The sequence below is a fragment of the Nesterenkonia sp. genome (assembly GCF_029265375.1).
Classification (GTDB): domain Bacteria; phylum Actinomycetota; class Actinomycetes; order Actinomycetales; family Micrococcaceae; genus Nesterenkonia.
In genome coordinates this window covers 28,544-47,140 of the sequence record NZ_JAJUJJ010000018.1, presented here as the reverse complement: position 1 = coordinate 47,140, position 18,597 = coordinate 28,544, and the positions used below count along the sequence as shown (strand labels likewise).

At 67.0% G+C, this 18,597-nt stretch carries 17 protein-coding genes and 1 tRNA gene; 9 read left to right on the top strand and 9 right to left on the bottom strand.

The window, feature by feature from the left end; genetic code table 11:
* The first annotated feature begins 73 nt into the window (after positions 1-73).
* The gene (locus tag Q1K09_RS08765) at positions 74-1,684 is read left to right on the top strand and encodes a DUF222 domain-containing protein (RefSeq protein WP_300344785.1); all 1,611 of its coding nucleotides are present in this window, start codon (positions 74-76) and stop codon (positions 1,682-1,684) included.
* Positions 1,685-1,690: 6 nt separating this feature from the next.
* Here the strand turns inward: Q1K09_RS08765 and pgsA are convergent, their stop codons facing one another.
* Genes pgsA through Q1K09_RS08725 form a run of 8 tightly spaced genes read right to left on the bottom strand, consistent with a single transcriptional unit; the run spans position 1,691 to position 10,224 of the window.
* On the bottom strand, positions 1,691-2,299 hold the full coding sequence (pgsA, locus tag Q1K09_RS08760; RefSeq protein WP_300344819.1) for a phosphatidylinositol phosphate synthase: 609 nt from the start codon (positions 2,297-2,299) through the stop codon (positions 1,691-1,693).
* A complete protein-coding gene (locus Q1K09_RS08755) occupies positions 2,296-2,871 on the bottom strand; it encodes an HIT domain-containing protein (RefSeq protein ID WP_300344783.1) in 576 nt (191 codons plus the stop codon). The genes pgsA and Q1K09_RS08755 overlap by 4 nt, the downstream gene beginning before the upstream one ends.
* A 2-nt stretch (positions 2,872-2,873) precedes the next feature.
* A complete protein-coding gene (thrS, locus tag Q1K09_RS08750) occupies positions 2,874-4,871 on the bottom strand; it encodes a threonine--tRNA ligase (RefSeq protein ID WP_300344780.1) in 1,998 nt (665 codons plus the stop codon).
* Positions 4,872-4,930: 59 nt separating this feature from the next.
* Positions 4,931-6,484 carry a long-chain fatty acid--CoA ligase gene (locus tag Q1K09_RS08745; RefSeq protein WP_300344779.1) on the bottom strand — a complete coding sequence of 518 codons (1,554 nt, stop codon included), beginning with the start codon at positions 6,482-6,484 and terminating at the stop codon, positions 4,931-4,933.
* On the bottom strand, positions 6,484-6,948 hold the full coding sequence (locus Q1K09_RS08740; RefSeq protein WP_300344778.1) for a MaoC family dehydratase: 465 nt from the start codon (positions 6,946-6,948) through the stop codon (positions 6,484-6,486). The genes Q1K09_RS08745 and Q1K09_RS08740 overlap by 1 nt, the downstream gene beginning before the upstream one ends.
* A gap of 19 nt (positions 6,949-6,967) precedes the next feature.
* The gene (locus Q1K09_RS08735) at positions 6,968-7,726 is read right to left on the bottom strand and encodes an SDR family oxidoreductase (protein WP_300344776.1); all 759 of its coding nucleotides are present in this window, start codon (positions 7,724-7,726) and stop codon (positions 6,968-6,970) included.
* A 51-nt stretch (positions 7,727-7,777) separates the two neighbouring features.
* Positions 7,778-8,989 (bottom strand): acetyl-CoA C-acetyltransferase, encoded by a 1,212-nt coding sequence (locus Q1K09_RS08730; RefSeq protein WP_300344775.1) that lies wholly within the window; start codon positions 8,987-8,989, stop codon positions 7,778-7,780.
* A 29-nt stretch (positions 8,990-9,018) separates the two neighbouring features.
* On the bottom strand, positions 9,019-10,224 hold the full coding sequence (locus Q1K09_RS08725) for an acyl-CoA dehydrogenase family protein (RefSeq protein ID WP_300344773.1): 1,206 nt from the start codon (positions 10,222-10,224) through the stop codon (positions 9,019-9,021).
* Positions 10,225-10,396: 172 nt separating this feature from the next.
* Between Q1K09_RS08725 and Q1K09_RS08720 the strand changes: the two genes are divergently transcribed.
* From Q1K09_RS08720 to Q1K09_RS08690, 7 genes are all read left to right on the top strand, one after another.
* Positions 10,397-11,638: a CdaR family transcriptional regulator gene (locus tag Q1K09_RS08720; RefSeq protein ID WP_300344771.1), complete on the top strand. Its 1,242-nt coding sequence runs from the start codon at positions 10,397-10,399 to the stop codon at positions 11,636-11,638.
* A gap of 77 nt (positions 11,639-11,715) precedes the next feature.
* Entirely contained in the window at positions 11,716-12,207 is a 492-nt protein-coding gene (locus Q1K09_RS08715; protein WP_300344769.1) for a ribose-5-phosphate isomerase, read from the top strand.
* A 56-nt stretch (positions 12,208-12,263) separates the two neighbouring features.
* Positions 12,264-13,130: an Fpg/Nei family DNA glycosylase gene (locus tag Q1K09_RS08710; RefSeq protein WP_300344767.1), complete on the top strand. Its 867-nt coding sequence runs from the start codon at positions 12,264-12,266 to the stop codon at positions 13,128-13,130.
* Positions 13,131-13,426: 296 nt separating this feature from the next.
* The gene (locus Q1K09_RS08705; RefSeq protein WP_300344817.1) at positions 13,427-13,852 is read left to right on the top strand and encodes a globin; all 426 of its coding nucleotides are present in this window, start codon (positions 13,427-13,429) and stop codon (positions 13,850-13,852) included.
* Positions 13,853-13,888: 36 nt separating this feature from the next.
* Positions 13,889-13,961 (top strand) — tRNA-Arg (locus Q1K09_RS08700).
* A gap of 31 nt (positions 13,962-13,992) precedes the next feature.
* The gene (locus Q1K09_RS08695; RefSeq protein ID WP_300344815.1) at positions 13,993-15,471 is read left to right on the top strand and encodes a DUF2079 domain-containing protein; all 1,479 of its coding nucleotides are present in this window, start codon (positions 13,993-13,995) and stop codon (positions 15,469-15,471) included.
* Between the two features lie 15 nt (positions 15,472-15,486).
* Complete coding sequence (locus tag Q1K09_RS08690) at positions 15,487-16,809, top strand: glycosyltransferase (RefSeq protein WP_300344765.1); 1,323 nt, start codon at positions 15,487-15,489, stop codon at positions 16,807-16,809.
* On the opposite strand, the gene Q1K09_RS08685 is transcribed toward Q1K09_RS08690, so the two are convergent.
* Positions 16,780-17,796, bottom strand: coding sequence for an acyl-CoA thioesterase II (locus Q1K09_RS08685; RefSeq protein ID WP_300344763.1), 1,017 nt, complete (start codon positions 17,794-17,796; stop codon positions 16,780-16,782). The two genes, Q1K09_RS08690 and Q1K09_RS08685, sit on opposite strands and share 30 nt — an antisense overlap.
* 38 nt (positions 17,797-17,834) lie before the next feature.
* Here Q1K09_RS08685 and Q1K09_RS08680 point away from each other — a divergent pair, with 38 nt between their 5' ends.
* Positions 17,835-18,509 (top strand): hypothetical protein, encoded by a 675-nt coding sequence (locus Q1K09_RS08680; protein WP_300344762.1) that lies wholly within the window; start codon positions 17,835-17,837, stop codon positions 18,507-18,509.
* Positions 18,510-18,597 lie beyond the last annotated feature (88 nt).

Here is an 18,597-nt window from a genome sequence, read left to right as displayed (position 1 = left end):
TGTCCGCCATCAAACTCGAACAAACCTTCGCAAAATGCTTGATGCGCGTCACATTCGAAGATATAATCGAATCATGGATGACAGGTACGACGGCGGCGACTCCCCTTCCGGGGGAACCCCACCGGGCTCCGGCACTGACACCGGCGCAGTGCCCAGCGAACCCCCGGTGACGCTGATGGACGCGCAGACTCAGCCGCTGTGGCGCATCGAACGGGACCTCCGCCGTGCACGAGCCCGCCAAGTGCTCTGGATGCTGCGATTCCACGAGCGGACCCTCACCTCCGTGCGTGAGGGCTGGGCGGCAAAGTTTCAGGAGGCGCAGCGCTGCGGAGCCAGCCGGGAGCGCTTGGACAATATTGCCCGCACGGCGCAGCTGGCGGAGCAGGAGGCCGGTCGGGCCGCCGTGCTGCATATGGGCCAGGCACTGGGGCGCTCGGAATACTCCGTGGAGGCAGAGCTCAGCGCGGCCCGGCGGGCGGCGAAGCGACTTCCCGCAGTATGGGAAGGGTTCCTGGCCGGCCGGATCTGCGTGCTGCGGCTGAAGAAGATCGCCGCGGCCTGGGAGAATCTGCGCACCGACGAGGCTCTGGAGAAGCTGGATGAGCAGGCGCTTGACTTCGCGCAGACCCACCGGATCGGTCAGCTGGAGAGCTGGCTGAGGCGATTCGAGCACCGAGCCGAGCCGCAGGAAGCCGCGGAGCGCTTCGCCCGGGCAGCCCGAACCCGGCGGGTCACCGTGGTCGACCGTGAGGACGGGATGAGCATGCTCTCTGCCCTGCTGCCGACCTTCACCGCGCACGCCATTAAGCGCAGGTTGGACAGCGTGGCCCGGTCCGCGACGGCCGATATCCCGCATAACCCGTTCATCGCAGACCAGATCCGTCAGCTGGAGCGCCTGGAGCCGCAGCGGCGGGCTGAAGCCTGGCGCCAGGCGGCCGAGACCGCAGAAGCGGATCATCCCTGTCTGCCGCCTGAAGCCCTGCCGCCTGAAGCCCTGCCGCCTGAAGCCCTGCCGCCTGAAGCCGGTGAGGCATCCGATGAGAGCATTCCCGCCTCCTCGGACGAGACCTGGGGGCCCGATAGCGTAGGGCAGCAACCTCATGCGCAGCCGGCGGAGGACCAGGATCTGCCGCCCACTTCGCGCAGCGAGGGCGATCCGCGGAATCTGGACCAGCGCAGTGCCGATGCCTTCTGTGCCTGGCTGCTCAGCGCGCAGAGTCCGGAGGAGATCCAGGTGGACGCCCAGATCGGCGTCATCGTCTCCCAGGAGACGCTGCTCGGCGAGTCGGAGGAGCCCGGACGAACCCGCGATGGTCGGATGCCGCTGCCGGCACGGAACCTGCGGGATATGCTCGCCCGGCAGACCGAGCGTCTGGACTGGTACGAGCTCATTATGACCTCGGCGGCGAATGCGCAGCGACCATCGGAGCGTCAGAACCTGCTGGCCATCCGGGCCGCGGGACGGTACCCGCCCGCCCGGCTCCGCACCGCCCTGTGGTTCAGGGACTCCACCTGCGCCGCAGATGGATGCCGTGTGCCGGCTGAGTTCTGCGATATTGACCACATCGCACCCTGGCCAGAGGGTTCGACTGAGGCGGAGAATCTGCAGCCCCTCTGCCGGCGGCATCATCGCTTGAAATCCTGGAGCTTCGCGGTGAGGGCAGACCTCATTCAGGCTGCGTAGCGCATCTCAGCCGGCCTGTGCCTGCCGGATGACTGTGGTGATGCGTTGAATGACGGTCACCAGGGACGCTGCGGCCAGCAGCGTCAGGACCACCAGCAGCACTGCCGGGGGCAACCCCAGTCCGACGAAGCCGGTGAACACCAGAGCCAGGACCATGCGCTCAGGCCGTTCAGCGATGCCGGTGTTGGCGTCGTAGCCCTCGGATTCAGCGCGCGCGCGAATATATGAGACCAGCAGTCCCAGAATCATGCACAGCGCGGCTGCGACGCCGATCCAGTAGCTGTCCCCCTCGCCGAAGAACCACAGCATCAGGCCCAGGAACACTGCGCTGTCCTGGACCCTGTCGGAGACTGAGTCCAAGAAGCCGCCCAGCACACTGCGGCGGTCCCCCAGCCGCGCCATCAGACCGTCAATGAGGTCGCTGAAGACGAACAGGGTGATCACCACCGTGCCCCAGAACAGCTGGCCCAACGGGTAGAGGATCAGCGCCCCGAGGCTCACACCGAGGGTTCCGATGATGGTCACCGCATTCGGTGTCAGCCCAAGCCGCAGAAGCAGACGTGCCAGCGGAGTGAAGACGGCGGAGAAGAAGGCACGCGCGTGTTTGAGCATCAGCCGTGCTCCCGCAGATCGCCGGAGGGGCCCCCCAGCTCGTCCCAGGCCCGCGCGAGCAGCTGTTGGGACTCCCCCAGGGTGGCAGAGAGGTTCTTGGTCTGGGCGATGATTGGCATGAAATTCGTGTCCCCGCTCCAGCGCGGCACCACATGCTGATGCAGGTGCGCGGCGATGCCGGCACCGCCCACTTTGCCCTGGTTGATCCCCAGATTGAATCCAGCCGGACGAGCGACCTCGCGAAGCACCCGCATCGCCTGCTGCGTCATCGCCACGAACTCGGCGGCCTCGTCCTCGCTCAGGTCGGTCAGGTCCGGCACATGCCGATAGGGGCAGACCAGCACGTGCCCTGGATTGTAGGGATACAGGTTCAGCAGAGCGAAGCACAGCCTGCCGCGACGGACGATGAGGGCGTCCTCATCGCTGCGCGCCGGGCCCTGGCAGAAGGGGCAGTCCCCCTCGCCGGTCACCTGGTCCTGGCCCCGGGACTGGTAGGCAGCCCGGTGGGGGTTCCACAGCCGTTGGAAAGCATCAGGAACACCGGCCACCGGCACATCCTCGACACCTTCGCTCATGGTCAGGCCTCGCGGTTCTCGATGGCCGTCAGGATCCGCTGCACCGCCTGGTCCACCGGCACCTGGTTGTCCTGGCTGCCGTCGCGGAAGCGGAAGGACACGGCGCCGGCCTCGGCGTCGTCGCCGCCGGCGATCAGCACGAACGGGATCTTGTCTTTGCTGGCGGTGCGGATCTTCTTGGGGAACCGATCGGTGCCGTCGTCGAGCTCAGCGCGGACACCTGCTGCCTTCAGCCGCTCAATGATCTCTGCCAGATAGTCGTTGAACGGCTCGGCCACAGGGATGCCGCGGACCTGAACCGGTGCCAGCCAGGCCGGGAACGCGCCGGCGTAGTGCTCCAGCAGAATCGCGAAGAAGCGTTCGATGGATCCGAACAGCGCCCGGTGAATCATGATGGGCCGCTGACGGCTGCCGTCCTCGGCGGTGTACTCCAGATCGAAGCGCTCCGGCAGATTCGGGTCCACCTGCACGGTGGACAGCTGCCACTTCCGGCCGATGGCATCGGTGATCTTCAGGTCGATCTTGGGCCCGTAGAAAGCGGCCTCACCGGGAATCTCGGTCAGCTTCAGCCCTGAGTTGATCGCCACATTGCGCAGCGCTTGGGTGGCGGACTCCCAGTACTCATCGGAGCCGACCCACTTGTCCTTCTCCTCATCGCGCATGGACAGTTCCAGCTCGAATGTCTCCAGACCGAAGTCCTGCAGCAGTGAGACCACGAACTCGACCACATTGGAGACCTCGTCCTCCAGCTGGTCCTGCCGGACAAAGAGGTGAGCGTCGTCCTGGGTGAAGCCGCGCACCCGGGTAAGGCCGTGCAGCGCGCCGGAGCGCTCATTGCGGTAGACCGTGCCGTTCTCCGCCAACCGCATCGGCAGCTCCCGGTAGCTGCGCCCACGCTCCTTGTAGATCAGGATGTGCATGGGGCAGTTCATCGGCTTCAGGTAGTAGTCCTGGCCCTGTTTGGTGATGCGGCCGTGCTCGTCGCGCTCCTCATCCATGGAGATCGCAGGCCACATATCGTCCTTGTAGTTGGCCAGATGACCGGAGGTGGAGAACAGGTCCGCCTTGGAGATGTGCGGGGTGTAGACGTAGGTGTAGCCGGCCTCCAGATGACGGGTGCGGGCGTGCTGCTCCATCAGCCCGCGCACCAGCCCGCCCTTGGGGTGCCATACCGAGAGGCCCGATCCGATCTCCTCCGGGAAGCTGAACAGATCCAGTTCGCGTCCCAGCCGGCGGTGGTCGCGCCGCTCGGCCTCGGCCAGACGCTCCTTATACGCCTTCAGGTCCTCCTTGGTGGGCCAGGCCGTGCCGTAGAGGCGCTGCAGCTGCGGATTGGTCTCCTTGCCCCGCCAGTAGGCGCCGGCGGCGCGCATCACAGCGAAGGCGTTGGAGATCAGCTTGGTGCCGGGCAGGTGGGGACCGCGACAGAGATCGGACCAGACGCGCTGACCGGAGCGGTCCACATTGTGGTAGATGGTGATCTCGTCACCGCCGACCTCCACCCCGGCGCCTTCGGCGGCCTCAGCCCCTTCTCCCAGCAGCTCCAGCTTGTACGGCTCCTCGGCCATCTGCCGGCGAGCCTCGTCGAGGTCCACCACCTCGCGCTCGAACGTCTGGTTCTGATTGACGATCTTCTGCATCGCCTTCTCGATCTTCTTCAGATCCTCCGGGGTGAAGGGATTCTCCACATCGAAGTCGAAGTAGAAGCCGTCGGTGATATAGGGGCCGATGCCCAGCTTGGCGCCGGGGAAGAGCTGCTGCACCGCCTGAGCCATCACATGGGCGGTGGAGTGCCGCAGGACATTGAGGCCGTCCGGCTCGCTGATATCAACCCCGGCGACCGCTGCGCCGTCGGGAATCTCCCGGGAGAGATCCCACAGCTCCCCGTTGACGCGCATGACCACAATGGTCCTGGAGTCCTGGAAAACTGTGGTGCCGGTGGTGCCCGCCTCAAGGGTGGTCGGTTCGCCATTGAGGGTGATGCTGATCTGCTCGGACACGGGTCTTCGGCTCTCCTGGATTGGCTCACAATGCTGACCGTGCGATTCTACGCCACGACTCAGCGCTGCCCCTGTCGGTCCGCGCCCGCAACCAGGTCCTGCGCCAGGTCCTTCTTGCGGATCTTTCCGGCAGCTGATTTGGGCAGCTCCCCAGTGATATGGACCTCGCGCGGATACTTGTAGGCGGCCAGGGACCGGCGTGCATGCTCGATGATGTCCTCGGCCGTGGCGGAGGCGCCGTCTCGCAGGCTCACCACGGCCACCACCTCCTGGCCGAGCTGCGGATCCGGTGTGCCGACCACCGCGACTTCGACGACATCGGGATGGGTGGCGATGACCTCCTCGACCTCACGGGGGAAGACGTTGAAGCCGTTGCGGATGATCAGCTCCTTCTTCCGGTCCACCACAAAGAGGAAGCCGTCCTCGTCCATGTATCCCATGTCGCCGGTGTAGAGCCAGCCGTCCCGCAGGGACTCCTGAGTAGCTTCAGGGTTCTTGTGGTAGCCCTTCATGATGGTGGGGCCCTGGAACGTCAGCTCACCGACATTCTCTTTGCCGGGCGGCAGCACCTCTCCCGCTTCGCTGACGACCCGGCACTCCGATCCCCACAGGGGTTTGCCGATGGAGAGCGGCTTGCGCTCTTCCCGGGAGATATTGACCGCGACCGAACTGGTGGACTCTGAGAGGCCGTACCCCTCCAGCACTGTGGCCGAGGGGAAGGCCGCTTCAAAGCGACGCAGCGCCTCACCGGAGAGCGCCGAGCCGCCGGAGATCACCCGTTCCACGCTGGAGAGGTCCCGGCCCGAGGTGCCGGCGTCGACCATCCCGATCAGCATGGAGGGGACGGCCGAGAAGCGAACCACCCGGTGGGCCTCCACCAGATCCAGGGCCGCTGCGGGATCGAAGCGGGGAAGCAGAACCATCGTGACCCCGTTGTGCACGCAGACATTGAGGACACTCGTCAGGCCGTAGACATGGAAGAACGGCAGCATCGCCAGCGTCGTATCATCCGGGTTGAGCTCAATCCGTTCAGTGGACACGGTTGAGTTCATATAGATCCCGAAGTGGCTCAGCTCCGCGCCCTTCGGCGTGCCTGTGGTGCCGCTGGTGAAGACGATGACGGCCGTGTCATCAGCCTGGGTGCTGGCCATATCGGCAACGGGCCGGGGAGCCAGCAGCTCGGTGAAGCTGCGTGTTCCCTCCGGCCGCTCGGCGCTCCCAGTCTCCACCACGTAGACGGGGATATCACCGATCTGCTGGACAGCTTTCACAGCCTCCGCGGCCACTGCATCTGTGGTGATCAGAAGTTCACAGTCGGAGTTGCCGAGCATGAACGTCGTTTCCCGGGCAGTGAGCAGCGGATTGAGCGGGACCATCACATAGCCGGCCCGGGCCAGGCCGAAGTAGGCGGACAGGAACTGGGGAAGATTGGGCAGCTGCAGGCCGATCTTCGTGCCTGGGGCCAGCCCCACGGCCTGCAGGTTGGTGGAGACCAGATCGGCTGCCTGGTCCACCTCCTGGTACGTCCAGCTGCGCTGCCCCAGAACCACGCACTTCTTCTCCGGGTGCTCTGCGGCAGTTTCGCGGAGCATCACTGAGGCGTTGAAGGTCATCACGCATCCTTCCGGCCGTGAAGCAGCGAGACGATCTCAGCTGCGCAGGCGGGCTTGTCAGAACCTTCGATTTCAATGGTCACGCCCACGACGGCGCGAACCCCTTGGGAGGCCGGTTCACAGCTGATCAGCTCGGCTCCGGCCCGCACCCGGCTGCCCACCGGCACCACGGACGGGAACCGGACTTTATTGGACCCGTAGTTGATGCCCATGGCCAGTCCCTCGATCCGGTAGATCTCGCGCATCAGCGCAGGAATCAGCGACAGGGTCAGATAGCCGTGCGCCACGGGGCCCCCGAAGGGACCGGACCGAGCCTTGTCGGTATCGGTGTGGATCCACTGATGGTCGTCTGTGGCCTCGGAGAAGAGGTCCACCTGTTCCTGCGTGATGGTCCGCCAGTCGCTGTAGCCCAGATGCGTACCCGCTGCGGCGGCAAATTCCTCCAGTCCGGAGAATGTCTTCATGATCTGACTCCTCACCTCGTTATGCCTTAGGCCCGCCGGCCACGTAGAGCACCTGTCCGGAGACGAACCCGGCATCTTCGCGGACGAAGAAAGCGGCAGCAGCGGCGATGTCCTCCGGCTTGCCGGTTCGAGCCACCGGAATCTGCTGTGCCGCCTTCTCCACGAACGTTTCGTAGGGAATCCCCATGCGCTCAGCAGTTGCCCGGGTCATAGAGGTCTCGATCAGACCCGGGGCGATGGCGTTGACAGTGGTGCCGTACTTGCCCAACTCGATGGCCAGTGTCTTGGTGAACCCCTGGATCCCGGCCTTTGCTGCCGAGTAGTTCGCCTGGCCGCGATTTCCCAGAGCCGATGTGGAGGAGATGTTCACGATCCTGCCCCAGCCGGCGTCCCGCATATGGCCCTGCACTGCCCGGGACATCAGGAAGTGTCCGCGCAGGTGGACGTTCATCACCGTGTCCCAGTCATCGGTGCTCATCTTGAACAGCAGGTTGTCCCGGAGCACACCTGCGTTGTTGATCAGAACTGTGGGGGCGCCCAGATCCGAGGTCACGGCTTCCACGGCCTCAGCTACCGAGTCCTCATCGGCCACATCGGCCCCATAGGCCTTAGCTGTGCCTCCGGCGTCAGTGATGGAGGCGACGACGTCGTCGCAGGCGTCTGCGCTGAGGTCTATGGCGGCCACTGCCATTCCGTCGGCGGCCAGCCGCTCCGCCAGCGCCGCACCGATGCCGCGAGCTGCTCCGGTGACAATGGCTGTTCGCTTCTGCGTAGTCATACTCTCTTCTCCTTGAAGTCAATCGGGTCTGTGGGGACTGCCGGCAGCGCCTCAGAGATGCTCAAGAACCATGGCCATGCCCTGGCCGCCGCCGACGCACATAGTGGCCAGGCCGATCTGCTGATCTCTCTGCTGCAGGGCATTGAGCAGAGTCGTGGTGATCCGCGCCCCGCTCATTCCCCAGGGGTGGCCCAGGGCGATGGCGCCCCCGTTGACATTGAGCTTGTCCTCCGGGATGCCGAGATCCTCGGCCGATGGGATCACCTGAGCCGCGAAGGCCTCATTGATCTCCACCAGGTCGACGTCGCTGATGCTCATATCTGCCTGGGTCAATGCCCGCCGGCTGGCTTCTACCGGACCGAGCCCCATGATCTCCGGGGACAGCGCGGAGACTCCCGTGGAGACGATCCGCGCCAGCGGGGCCAGGCCCAGCTCCTTGGCGCGGATGTCGCTCATGATGACCAGGGCGGCCGCGCCGTCGTTCATCGGGCAGGAGTTGCCGGCGGTCACCGTTCCGTCGGGGCGGAACACCGGCTGCAGTTCAGCCACCCCCTCGGCAGTGGTGTTGGGGCGGGGGCTGTCGTCGTCGGTGACCACAGTCCCATCGGGCAGGGTCAGCGGAGCGATTTCGCGCTCCCAGAAGCCGGATGCCGCCGCCTCCTTAGTCCTCATCTGGGAACGGACTGCGTAACTGTCCTGGGCCTCACGGCTGACGCCGCGCACCTGCGCGACGTTCTCGGCAGTCTGCCCCATGGCGATATAGACGTCAGGCAGCTCCCCTGCCGTCCGGGGGTCGGTCCACGCCGGCGCCTGGCCGGCGGCCCGGGCCGCAGATCGCGTCCATGCCTGCTCAAAGCGCGGATTTCGGGTGTCCTCCTCCGAACGCCCCCGGGCCAGACGGCTGGTGGCCTCCACCCCGGCGGAGATGAACACATCCCCTTCCCCCGCCCGGATGGCGTGGAACGCCATGCGGGTGGTCTGCAGGCTGGAGGCGCAGAACCGGGTGACGGTAGTTCCCGGCGTGGCATCGAGGTCAGCGAGAACGGCCACAATCCGCGCCAGGTTGCGCCCGGCCTCCCCTTCCGGAACGCCGCAGCCGAGCAGGAGGTCCTCGACCTCGGCGGGGTCCAGCTGGGGCACCTTCTCCAGTGCGGCCCGGACCATCTGCGCGGCCATGTCATTGGCGCGCATCTCACGCAGTGAGCCCTTGCCCGCCCGGCCGATGGGAGAACGCACTGCCGATACGATCACTGCTTCTGGCACAGCAGTCACTTCCTTTCGTGGGGTCCGAATCAGACGAAGGCGGAGGCGCCGGTGATCGCACGGCCGACGATCAGGGACTGCATCGAATCAGTGCCCTCATAGGTGTAGACCACCTCCATATCGGTGAGGTGGCGAGCCACGTTGTTCTCCAGCAGCAGGCCGTTTCCGCCGAGAATGTCCCGGGCTGTGGAGACGACCCAGCGCGCCTTCTTTGCGGCGGCCATCTTGGCCATGGAGGCCATCGGGCTGGTCAGCTCATCCTGCTCGTGAAGGTCGACCAGCCGGAAGCACAGCTGCTTGATCGCGGTCACCTCAGCGAGCATGTTCGCCAGATTGTTCTGAACCAGCTGGTAGCTGCCGATGGGCTTGCCGAACTGCACGCGCTCGCCGGCGTAGCGCACCGCGTCTTCATAGGCGGCGATGGCATGGCCCAGCGACTCATAGGCCACCCCGCCCCGGGTGGCGGTCAGCACCTTGTTCACGTCCTTGAAGGAGTTGCAGTTCTGCAGCCGGTTGGGCTCCGGGATCTCCAGGTCCTCAATCACGATGTCTGACTGCAGGATCGCCCGTTTGCCGATCTTGCCCTGGATCACCCTGGGCTGAAAGCCCTCCGGAAAGTCCTCCTCCGGGGAGCGTTCCAGCACGAAGGCCTTGACCTGGCCGTCTGCGACATCGCGGGCATAGATGATCACATGGTGGGCATGGGAGGCGTTTCCGATCCACCGTTTGGCGCCGTTGAGAACCCAGGTGTCTCCCTCCCGGTGGGCGCTGGTCTCCAGAGCCACGGAGTCCGAGCCGTGCAGCGGCTCGGTCAGGGCGAAAGCCCCCACTCTCTCCAGCCGGGCCATGGCCGGCAACCAGCGCTGCTTCTGCTCCTCTGAGCCCATAATGTTGATCGAGCCCATCGCCAGACCGGAGTGCACCCCGAAGAAGGTGTTGAACGAGCCGTCTCCGCGGGCGAGCTCGGCCGAGACCAGGGCGCCGGCCATCCGGCTCATTCCTGGGCACCCGTACCCCTGGATCACCGTCCCCACCACATTGAGCTCCGCGAGTTTGGGCACCAGCTCGTAGGGGAACTCGGCTCGTTCCCAGTAGCCGTTGATCACTGGGAGCAGATCGGTCTCGACGAAGGCACGAACTTTGTCGCGGATGGCACGTTCCTCGTCGGTGAACCGGTCATCGAGCAGATAGATGTCGTGATCCGGCAGCACACCGGCTCGGGCGGTCTCGGTCATAGGTGGCTCCTGCTGAGACTAGGCGACTGGGTCCGCGGGCAGCTGTCCCGCACCTGATCAGCATGTGCCCCACATCACATCGGGAACAATGGGCGCGGCGCACAAACTCCCTTGTGCACCGAACTCAGCATGCTCGTGGAAGTCCTCGCAGCGGCCATGAGATCTTAGGACTATGAGCCGGCCCACACCACGCGATGAGGCAGTCGAAGCGAGTCCCCTGCTGCGCTCTGCGTGGAAGCAGATGCTGGAGCAGTCGCAGGAGATCGCCGACGAGATCACCGCCTCCATCCTGGACCGGGATGCGGGGACCAGCTGGTCCACGCCGAAGCTGAAGGCTGTGCTGCGGCAGAGCATGCGCGAACATGTGCGTCGAGGTCTGACGAGACTGGCCGGGGAGCCTGCCGAGGAGAAGGGCCAGCTGGTGGAGGTGCTTCGTGCCACCGGTATTGAAAGAGCACGCCAGGGTATCCCCCTGGAGGCTGTGCTGTCGGCCTACACCGCCGGCAATCTGCTGCTGTGGGAGGAACTGGCCGCGCGAGTGCGCACAGGTAGGCTCACCCTTCCGGCTGACGAGCTGGTCAGCGTCGGCCAGACCCTCTGGCACGATCTGGAGATCCAGAGCAAGCTGGTCAGCGAAGCGTACCGGCGCGAGATCGCCCGCCAGGACCTCCAGGACCGCCGCCGTCAGGAGAACTACCTGGCAGGCCTCCTTGAGGGGCGCGGTTCCGTCCCCGAATTCGCCGCCCGCTCCGAAGAGATCCTGGGAATCCATCCCGAAGAACCGGTGGTATGCGTGGTCGCCATCGTCGAAGACACCTACAACGATCCTCTCCACCACCCGGAGGACCGCATTGAACGCCTGGGAGGCACCTCGCGCTGGGGAATGCGCGAGGACGCCCTCTACGGGATCATCAGCTTCCAGGGATTGGACGAGGAGCGGCTGACCGAGGCGCTGCGCCCAGCGGTCAGAGGGCGGGTCGGACTGTCTCTGGCCCGGGATGGGATCGCGGGCACCGCGGCGGCTTTCAGGCTCGCCGGCCGCGTGGCTGCCACGCTGCCTGCGGATGAGCCCCGTCTGGTGTGGGCCGCTTCCCACCTTCCTGAGCTCCTGCTGGAGTCCAGCCCGGACCTGAGCGGCATGATTGTGGATCACGTGCTCGGCCCGGTGCTGAAGCTGCCTGTCCCCCAGCGCAGCACGCTGATGCAGACCCTGCGGGCGCTGCTGCGCCATGACGGCTCCCCCACCTACGCCGCGGAGGAGCTGTTCTGCCACCGGAACACCGTGATCTACCGCAGCAGACAGCTGACTGAGCTGACCGAACGTGATATGCAGCAGCCCCGGGACAGGCTGCTGCTGCAGCTGGCCCTCATCGCCCACGATCTTGCCGTCTCTGCCGGACGCAGCCCGGCATGAAGCACCCATCCGCAGTGCCAGTAGGATGGACCCGGATCCCGCTGTCTGCGACCTCCGAGAGGAACAACCCAAACGCCATGCGTGTCCACATCGCCACCGACCACGCCGGAATGGAACTGTCTGCCCACCTGGTGGATCACCTGCAGGAGCACGGCCACGACGTCGTCGACCACGGCCCGCAGAGCTATGACGCCGAAGACGACTACCCAGGCTTCTGCCTGCGTGCCGCAGAGGCGGTGGCCCTGGAGTGGTCCCGCGTGGACCCCGAGACCACCGAACCGCCCTGCCTGGGGATCGTGCTGGGCGGCTCGGGCAATGGCGAGCAGATCGCGGCCAATAAGGTCACCGGTATCCGGGCTGCCTTGGCCTGGAACGTGGAGACCGCTCGCCTGGCGCGGGAGCACAACAATGCCAATGTGGTCGGCATCGGCGGACGGCAGCACTCGGCGCAGCAGGCGGTGGAGATCGTGGAGGCGTTCCTCTCGGCGCAGTGGACCGCCGAAACACGCCACGCCCGGCGCATCGGCAAGATCGCGCACTACGAGTCCACCGGCGAGATTCTGGACTGAGGGTGCCTGAAGGCCACACACTGCACCGCCTGGCGCGCCAGGTTCAGGACCTATTCGTGGGCCGTCAGTGGCGGGTCAGCTCCCCGCAGGGGCGATTCGCCGCCGGTGCTGCCAGACTGACCGAGCGCGCCCCTGATTCTGCCCAGGCCTGGGGAAAGCAGCTGTTCATCCATCTCGGACCCGATATCTGGCAGGTGCACCTGGGACTCTACGGGGCCTTCAGCTTCCGCGGGGACAGCAGCTTCACCGGAGCCGAAACCCTCGGCGCACCGCGCAGCGCGGCCGCGCAGCTGGACCCCCAGTACGACGACGACGGCTGGATCGTGCCCGAGCCGCCCCGCGGAGAGGTGCGTGCCCGCGTCCATGTGCCCAATGGGTGGGCCGACCTGCGGGGACCGGCACGCTGTCAGGTGCTCAACCCCATGCAGTACGAGGCCGTCATCGCTCGGCTGGGACCGGACCCGCTGCGCCAGGCCTGCCCCCAGACCGATCCCGATATGCTCCAGCAGTTTGCGGTAGGCCTGCGGCGCCGCCGCATCAGCATTGCCGCGGCCCTGCTGGACCAGGCGGTGATCGCCGGGGTGGGGAACATCTACCGCGCCGAATCGCTGTTCCTGGAGCGCATCGACCCGCACACTCCGGCGGGCGAGCTCACCGATGCCCAGATTACTGACCTGTGGGACCGGCTCACCGAACTTCTGCGCCGGGGCGTGCGCGAAGGGATCATCCGCACGGTGGATCCTGAAGACCCTCACCTCGGTCTGCGCGGCGCCGACCTGACAGGTGCAGTGCGCCGGCACTGGGTGTACCAGCACCAAGGCACCCCGTGCCTGCGCTGCGGGGCCACGGTGCAGACCCAGCAGCTGCAGGGCCGCCGGCTGTACTGGTGCCCCGGCTGCCAGGACCGGTCAGCCCGGTCCTAGGTCCGTCAGCCCAGCCGCGGCAGACAGCGCTGAGCGGATGATTCGGCGCGGAGACTAAGAGTATCGTGGAGGACGTGATGCGACCCCATGACGACGACGCCCGCAGCCCGGAGTCTCCCAGCGACGAGGACCCCAGCGGCGGGACCTCCCGCCGGCCGCGCCTGCCGAAGCTCTCCCGCCGGCTCGGCGCGCCGATCGCCACGCTCAAGCCGGTGGGCAAGCCGCCCTCCCAGGTCACCGGTCGCCCCGGATCCGGTGACCGCAGCGCGCCCGAGGAGACGTCACCCACCGGGCGGATGCCGGGCCCGGACGGGCGCCCGCTTCAGGAGGATCCGAACCCGGAGGAGATCGACCCGAACAGCTTCTACGCCCAGGTCGGCGGACGGGAGACCTTCCAGAAGATCGTGGACGTCTTCTACGACCAGGTGGCCGAGGACCCAGAGTTCCGCGCCATGTATCCGGAGGAGGACCTGGAGCCGGCGAAGCAGCGACTGCTGATGTTCCTGGAGCAGTACTGGGGCGGTCCGCGCACCTATCAGCAGCAGCGTGGCCACCCGCGCCTGCGGATGCGGCACATGCCCTTCCGGGTCGACGCCGCGGCCCGGGACACCTGGCTGCGCTATATGCGCCGCGCGGTGGAGGCGGCGGAGCTCTCCCCCATGCACGAAGAAGTGCTGTGGGACTACCTTGAGCGTGCCGCACACTCCATGGTCAACAGCTGAGGCGCTAGACTAGGCTGCTGGACTTCCAGCAGTCCTGCCCGAGTAGCTCAGGGGATAGAGCAGCGGCCTTCTAATCCGCCGGTCGGGGGTTCGAATCCCTCCTCGGGCACACCTCATCGGAAGGAGAACGGCGCTTGCCAGTGCGTCACAAGGTCCAGCTGGGGCTGGTGATGGCGGCGTTCAGCATCCTCTCGCTGGTTCATTCGCTGCTGCGGTTCCGCAATTTCGAGGCCAAGGGCTACGATCTGGGAATCTTCGATCAGGCGGTGCGCCAGTATGCGCTGCTGAAGGCGCCGATCGTCCCGGTCAAGGGCGAGGACTTCCACCTGCTGGGCGACCACTTCCACCCGATCATTGCGCTGTTCGCCCCCCTGTACTGGATCTGGGACGACCCCCGGATGCTCAACATCGGGATGATCGCCCTGCTGGCCTCCTCCGCAGTCCCGGTCTACCTGGTGGTGCGCAGCTGGTTCAGCCACCTGCCCGCACTGCTCACTGCGGCCGGGCTGCTGCTGTGGTGGCCCTTCCAGGCCATCGTCAACTGGGACTTCCACGAGATCGCCTTCGGTGTCCCGCTGATCGCCTGGGTCATCTGGGCCATTGAACGGCGTCGCTTCTGGCTGGCCGCCGGCCTGGCGGCGGTGCTGCTGACGGTCCGCGAGGACATGGGCGCCACAGTGCTGGCCGTGGCCGCGGTGCTGGCCCTGCGCCGCGCCTGGGCGCCGGCCGCCGTCACCGCGATTCTCGGAGCGCTGGGACTCTGGTTCGCCGTCGGCGTCGTCATCCCCCACTTCTCCCCGGCCGGGGAGTTCCAGTACTGGGAGTACACCGCCCTGGGCGCCTCGGCCACCGCCGCGGTCATCACACTGGTGACCAGGCCGTGGGAAGCCGCCGTCGCGCTCTTCGACCATCCGCTGAAGGTGGGTCTGTGGCTGCTGCACCTGGTGCCGCTGTGGCTGGCGCCGCTGCTCTCGCCCCACATCCTGCTGACGCTGCCGATCCTGCTCTCACGGCTGTGGAACGATCGCCTCAATGTATGGTCCCCGGTGTATCAGTACGACTCCATCCTGGCCCCGGTGATGGTTTTGGCGGCGATGGACGTGATCCGCAGGCTGCATCACCGTGGGCGACTGATCCCCGGTATGCCGTCGCGCCCGCAGCCCCCGGGACGGGTGCGCCGGAGGCTTCCGGCGGCTCTTCCGGCCACTCTGCTGGCCGCCGGGATCATCGGCTCGCTGCTGGCACCGCAGGTCTTCCCCTATCAGCGCACCCTCACCGGTGCCAATTGGACGCTGAGCGAACGGGCTGAGGCCCACGCCCGGGCAGTGGAGATGATCCCCGACGGCGCCTGCGTGGAGGCTGCCGACACCGCAGTGCCGCATCTGGTGGACCGCACCTATGTGGGCCTCAACGGCACCACCGCCGAGGAGCACATCGAATGGCTGATCATCGATGACCGGGTCTCCGAGCTGGGAGGCAATGACCCGCTGACGCCGCAGCAGGCCTTCGCGCGGGCCGAACGGCTGGGCTTCAGCACCGTCAGCGCCGACGACCACGGCATCTGGGTGCTGCACCGAGATGTTCCCCAGGCGTCGAAGTGTGCGGAATACCTGCGCTGAGAGCCGCGCTGTAGCATGGGAACCACTGACCACCGGCACTCCGGAGAGACGATGTCCGAGGACTCCGCGGCCCATCGGCCCGAGGACCCGAAGCGGGTCGTCATGATGAGTCTGCACACCTCTCCCCTGGCCCAGGCCGGGCGCGGCGACGCCGGCGGGCTCAACGTCTACGTCAACGCTCTGTCCCGGGCGCTGGCCGCGCGCGGCACAGAGGTGGACATCGTCACCACCGATCTGGATTCGGAGTACGACGACGGCTCCTCTGGGGACAGCTGCCGCAGCCTCTCCGACGGGCGTCGGGTCCATGTGCTGCGGGTCTGTGACACCTGCCGCCGGGACAAGTCCCGGCTCATCGAGTGCCTCAACGATCTGGCCCACCGGGCACTGCAGAGCCTGCAGGCCGCGTCGGCTCGCCGGGTGGACGTGGTGCACTCCCACTACTGGATCTCCGGTCTGGCCGCCCTGACCGTCTCAAGCGCCCTGGATGCCGAACTGGTGCATACGATGCACACCATCGGGGCCGTCAAGCACGAGCGCGACCCCTGCGCCCAGGAGGACCCGCGGCGGCATGCCGCCGAGGAGCGGATCGTCTCCTCCGCCGCGCAGCTGACTGCGAACACCGCCGGCGAGGCGGCCGACCTGCAGCGCATCTTCGGTGTGCCCGAGCACCGGATCACTGTGGTGGCCCCCGGCGTGGATCTGAGCGTCTTCCGCCCCCCGGCCCGTCCCGATGCCCGGTGGGAGCAGCCGTGGGGGCCTCAGCGGCCTGTGCGGCTGACCTTCGCCGGCCGCCTGCAGCCGCATAAGGGGCCCCAGGTGGCGGTGGCCGCCGTCGGACATCTGCGGCAGCTGCTGCCGGAGGTGCCGGTCCAGCTCACCGTGGCCGGCAGGCAGAGCGGTGCAGACGCGGTGGAGATCACCGAGCTGGCGGCCGCGTGGGGGGTCTCCGACGCCGTGATGCTCACCGACCCGCTGCCGCACCCGCAGCTGGCCCAGCTCTTCCGCGGCTCCGATGCAGTCCTGGTGCCCTCCTACAGCGAATCCTTCGGCCTGGTGGCCCTGGAGGCGATGGCCTGCGGCACCCCTGTGCTGGCGCATCAGGTCGGCGGACTGGCCGAACTGGTGCGGCACCGGGAGACCGGGCTGCTCATCGACACCCTCGAACCCGCCGTGTGGGCGCAGCAGATCCGCTGGCTGACGTCCCAGACGCACCGGCCGCGGAGGATCAGCCAGTCGGCCGCGCAGCTGGCGCAGCACTATTCATGGGACTCCACCGCCGCCCGGGCGGTGAAGGCCTACCGCCAGGCGTCAGCCCATATAGCGCGAACGCCAAGCTGAGCTGTAGCGCTGATTGAGCTGCCTGCGGCTGCGCCCGATGCCGACAGCGCGGCGCTGAAAGGTCTCCTGGATCTTGGGACGCAGGCCCTGCGGCGGGCGAATCATCCCCTCCTGCGCCACGGTGGCCACCAAGTCTCCGCTCTGGGTGTAGATCGAACCGGTCCCCAGACCCCGTGCCCCCTGCGCACTGGGAGAGTCCTGAACGTAGAGAAGCCACTGATCCGCCCGGGCATGCCGGTGCCACCAGAAGGCATGGTCCAGCGACGCCACTTTCAGCCCCGGCTTGGCCCAGTAGTAGCCGTGCTGACGGAGCACCGGCTCCAGCAGGGTGTAGTCAGAGGCGTAGAGGATCGCCGCCCGGTGAATATTGGGATCATCCGGCAGCTCAGCCCGGGTCTTGAGCCACACCGCAGTGGTGGGCCGCCGGTCCCGGTCGGCCTCCAGGTAGATCGGACGGTCCACATGCCGGATCTCAAAGGGCCTGCCGCGTCCCCACTCCTGAACCACCGGGTGCTTCACGTGGCCCACCAGCTCATCCGGAGACGCCAACTCCTCCGGGGCAGGAAGGTTCTGCGGCATCGGCATCTGGTGGCTCAGCCCCGGCCCCGGCTTCTGGAAGCTGGAGATCATCGAGAGAATCGGCCGCCCGTCCTGATACGCCTGCGAACGTCGGGCGGAAAAGGAGCCGCCGTCGCGCAGCCGCTCTACGGCCACTTCAATCGGTTTGCTGGAGTCGCCGGCGCGCAGGAAGTAGCCGTGCACCGAATGGACCGTGCGCTCGGCATCGACGGTGCGCATCGCCGCAGTGATCGACTGGGCCAGCACCTGACCGCCGAAGACGCGCCAGAATGCCTGCGGGAAGGCAGGGGCCAGAAACCGAGTGCGTCCTTCGGAGTCCTCCGCCTCCAGCGGCTGCAGGTCCAGCATGGCCACCAGCTGAGCCACCGTCTCCTGCGGATCGGGGACGCGGTACTCGGACTCCGGCATCAGCACTCCTCACAGTCGGTCTCTGACACAATCATCCTATGACTGAACTGCTGCGCTTCGCCGAGGCCGCCGCCCTGCAGGACCTGGGAACCTTCATCGCCCGGGGACGGCGGGTCAACGAGCAGGGGGTGCGCCTGCAGGCAGTCGGCACTGTGGTGGCAGCATGGCTTCCGGTGATGACGCCCTCAACTCTGACCTCGCGCATCCCCGCCGTGCTGGGACTGCGCACTATGGCTCTGGCGGAACCCTCTGACGCCGACATCACCGTGGAGCTGGGAGCCATCAGCGAGCGGCTGGCCCGGCTGAACCCAGCCTCGACGGATCTTCCGCTGCCGCCGGGCCGGCTCAACGCCCCCTGGGCTGCGGTGACTCCCCCACGATCAGGGTGGGAGCCGCGCGGCCGCATCGCCGATGCCACGCTGGCTCAGGCCGCTGAGGCCGGGATCACTGAGGTGGCTGAGGCCATCCCGGAGACGGCCGGGGCCCATGTGGTGGAGCAGGTCCGGGAACGCGTCTGGGGCACTGCGGTGCAGCCGGGGCCGGGTGATGAGGTGCTGGCCGGTATGCCCATTCCCGCCGGCGCCGCTTTCGGCGCCCTCTCCCTGGGCTTCCTTCAGCCGGAGCGCCAGGCGGCCACGGAGGTGCACGCGGTCGGCCGGTGGATGCGGCTGACCTCAGCCGGTGGGTTCATCCTCTGCCGGTCCGCCGGCTGAGTTTTCCTCAGCTGCCCGCGGGCTCTGCTCCACACTCCGGCCGCTCCCCATCGGCGCGGCAGTGCGGTGAGGCGGCAGCTGCTGCGCC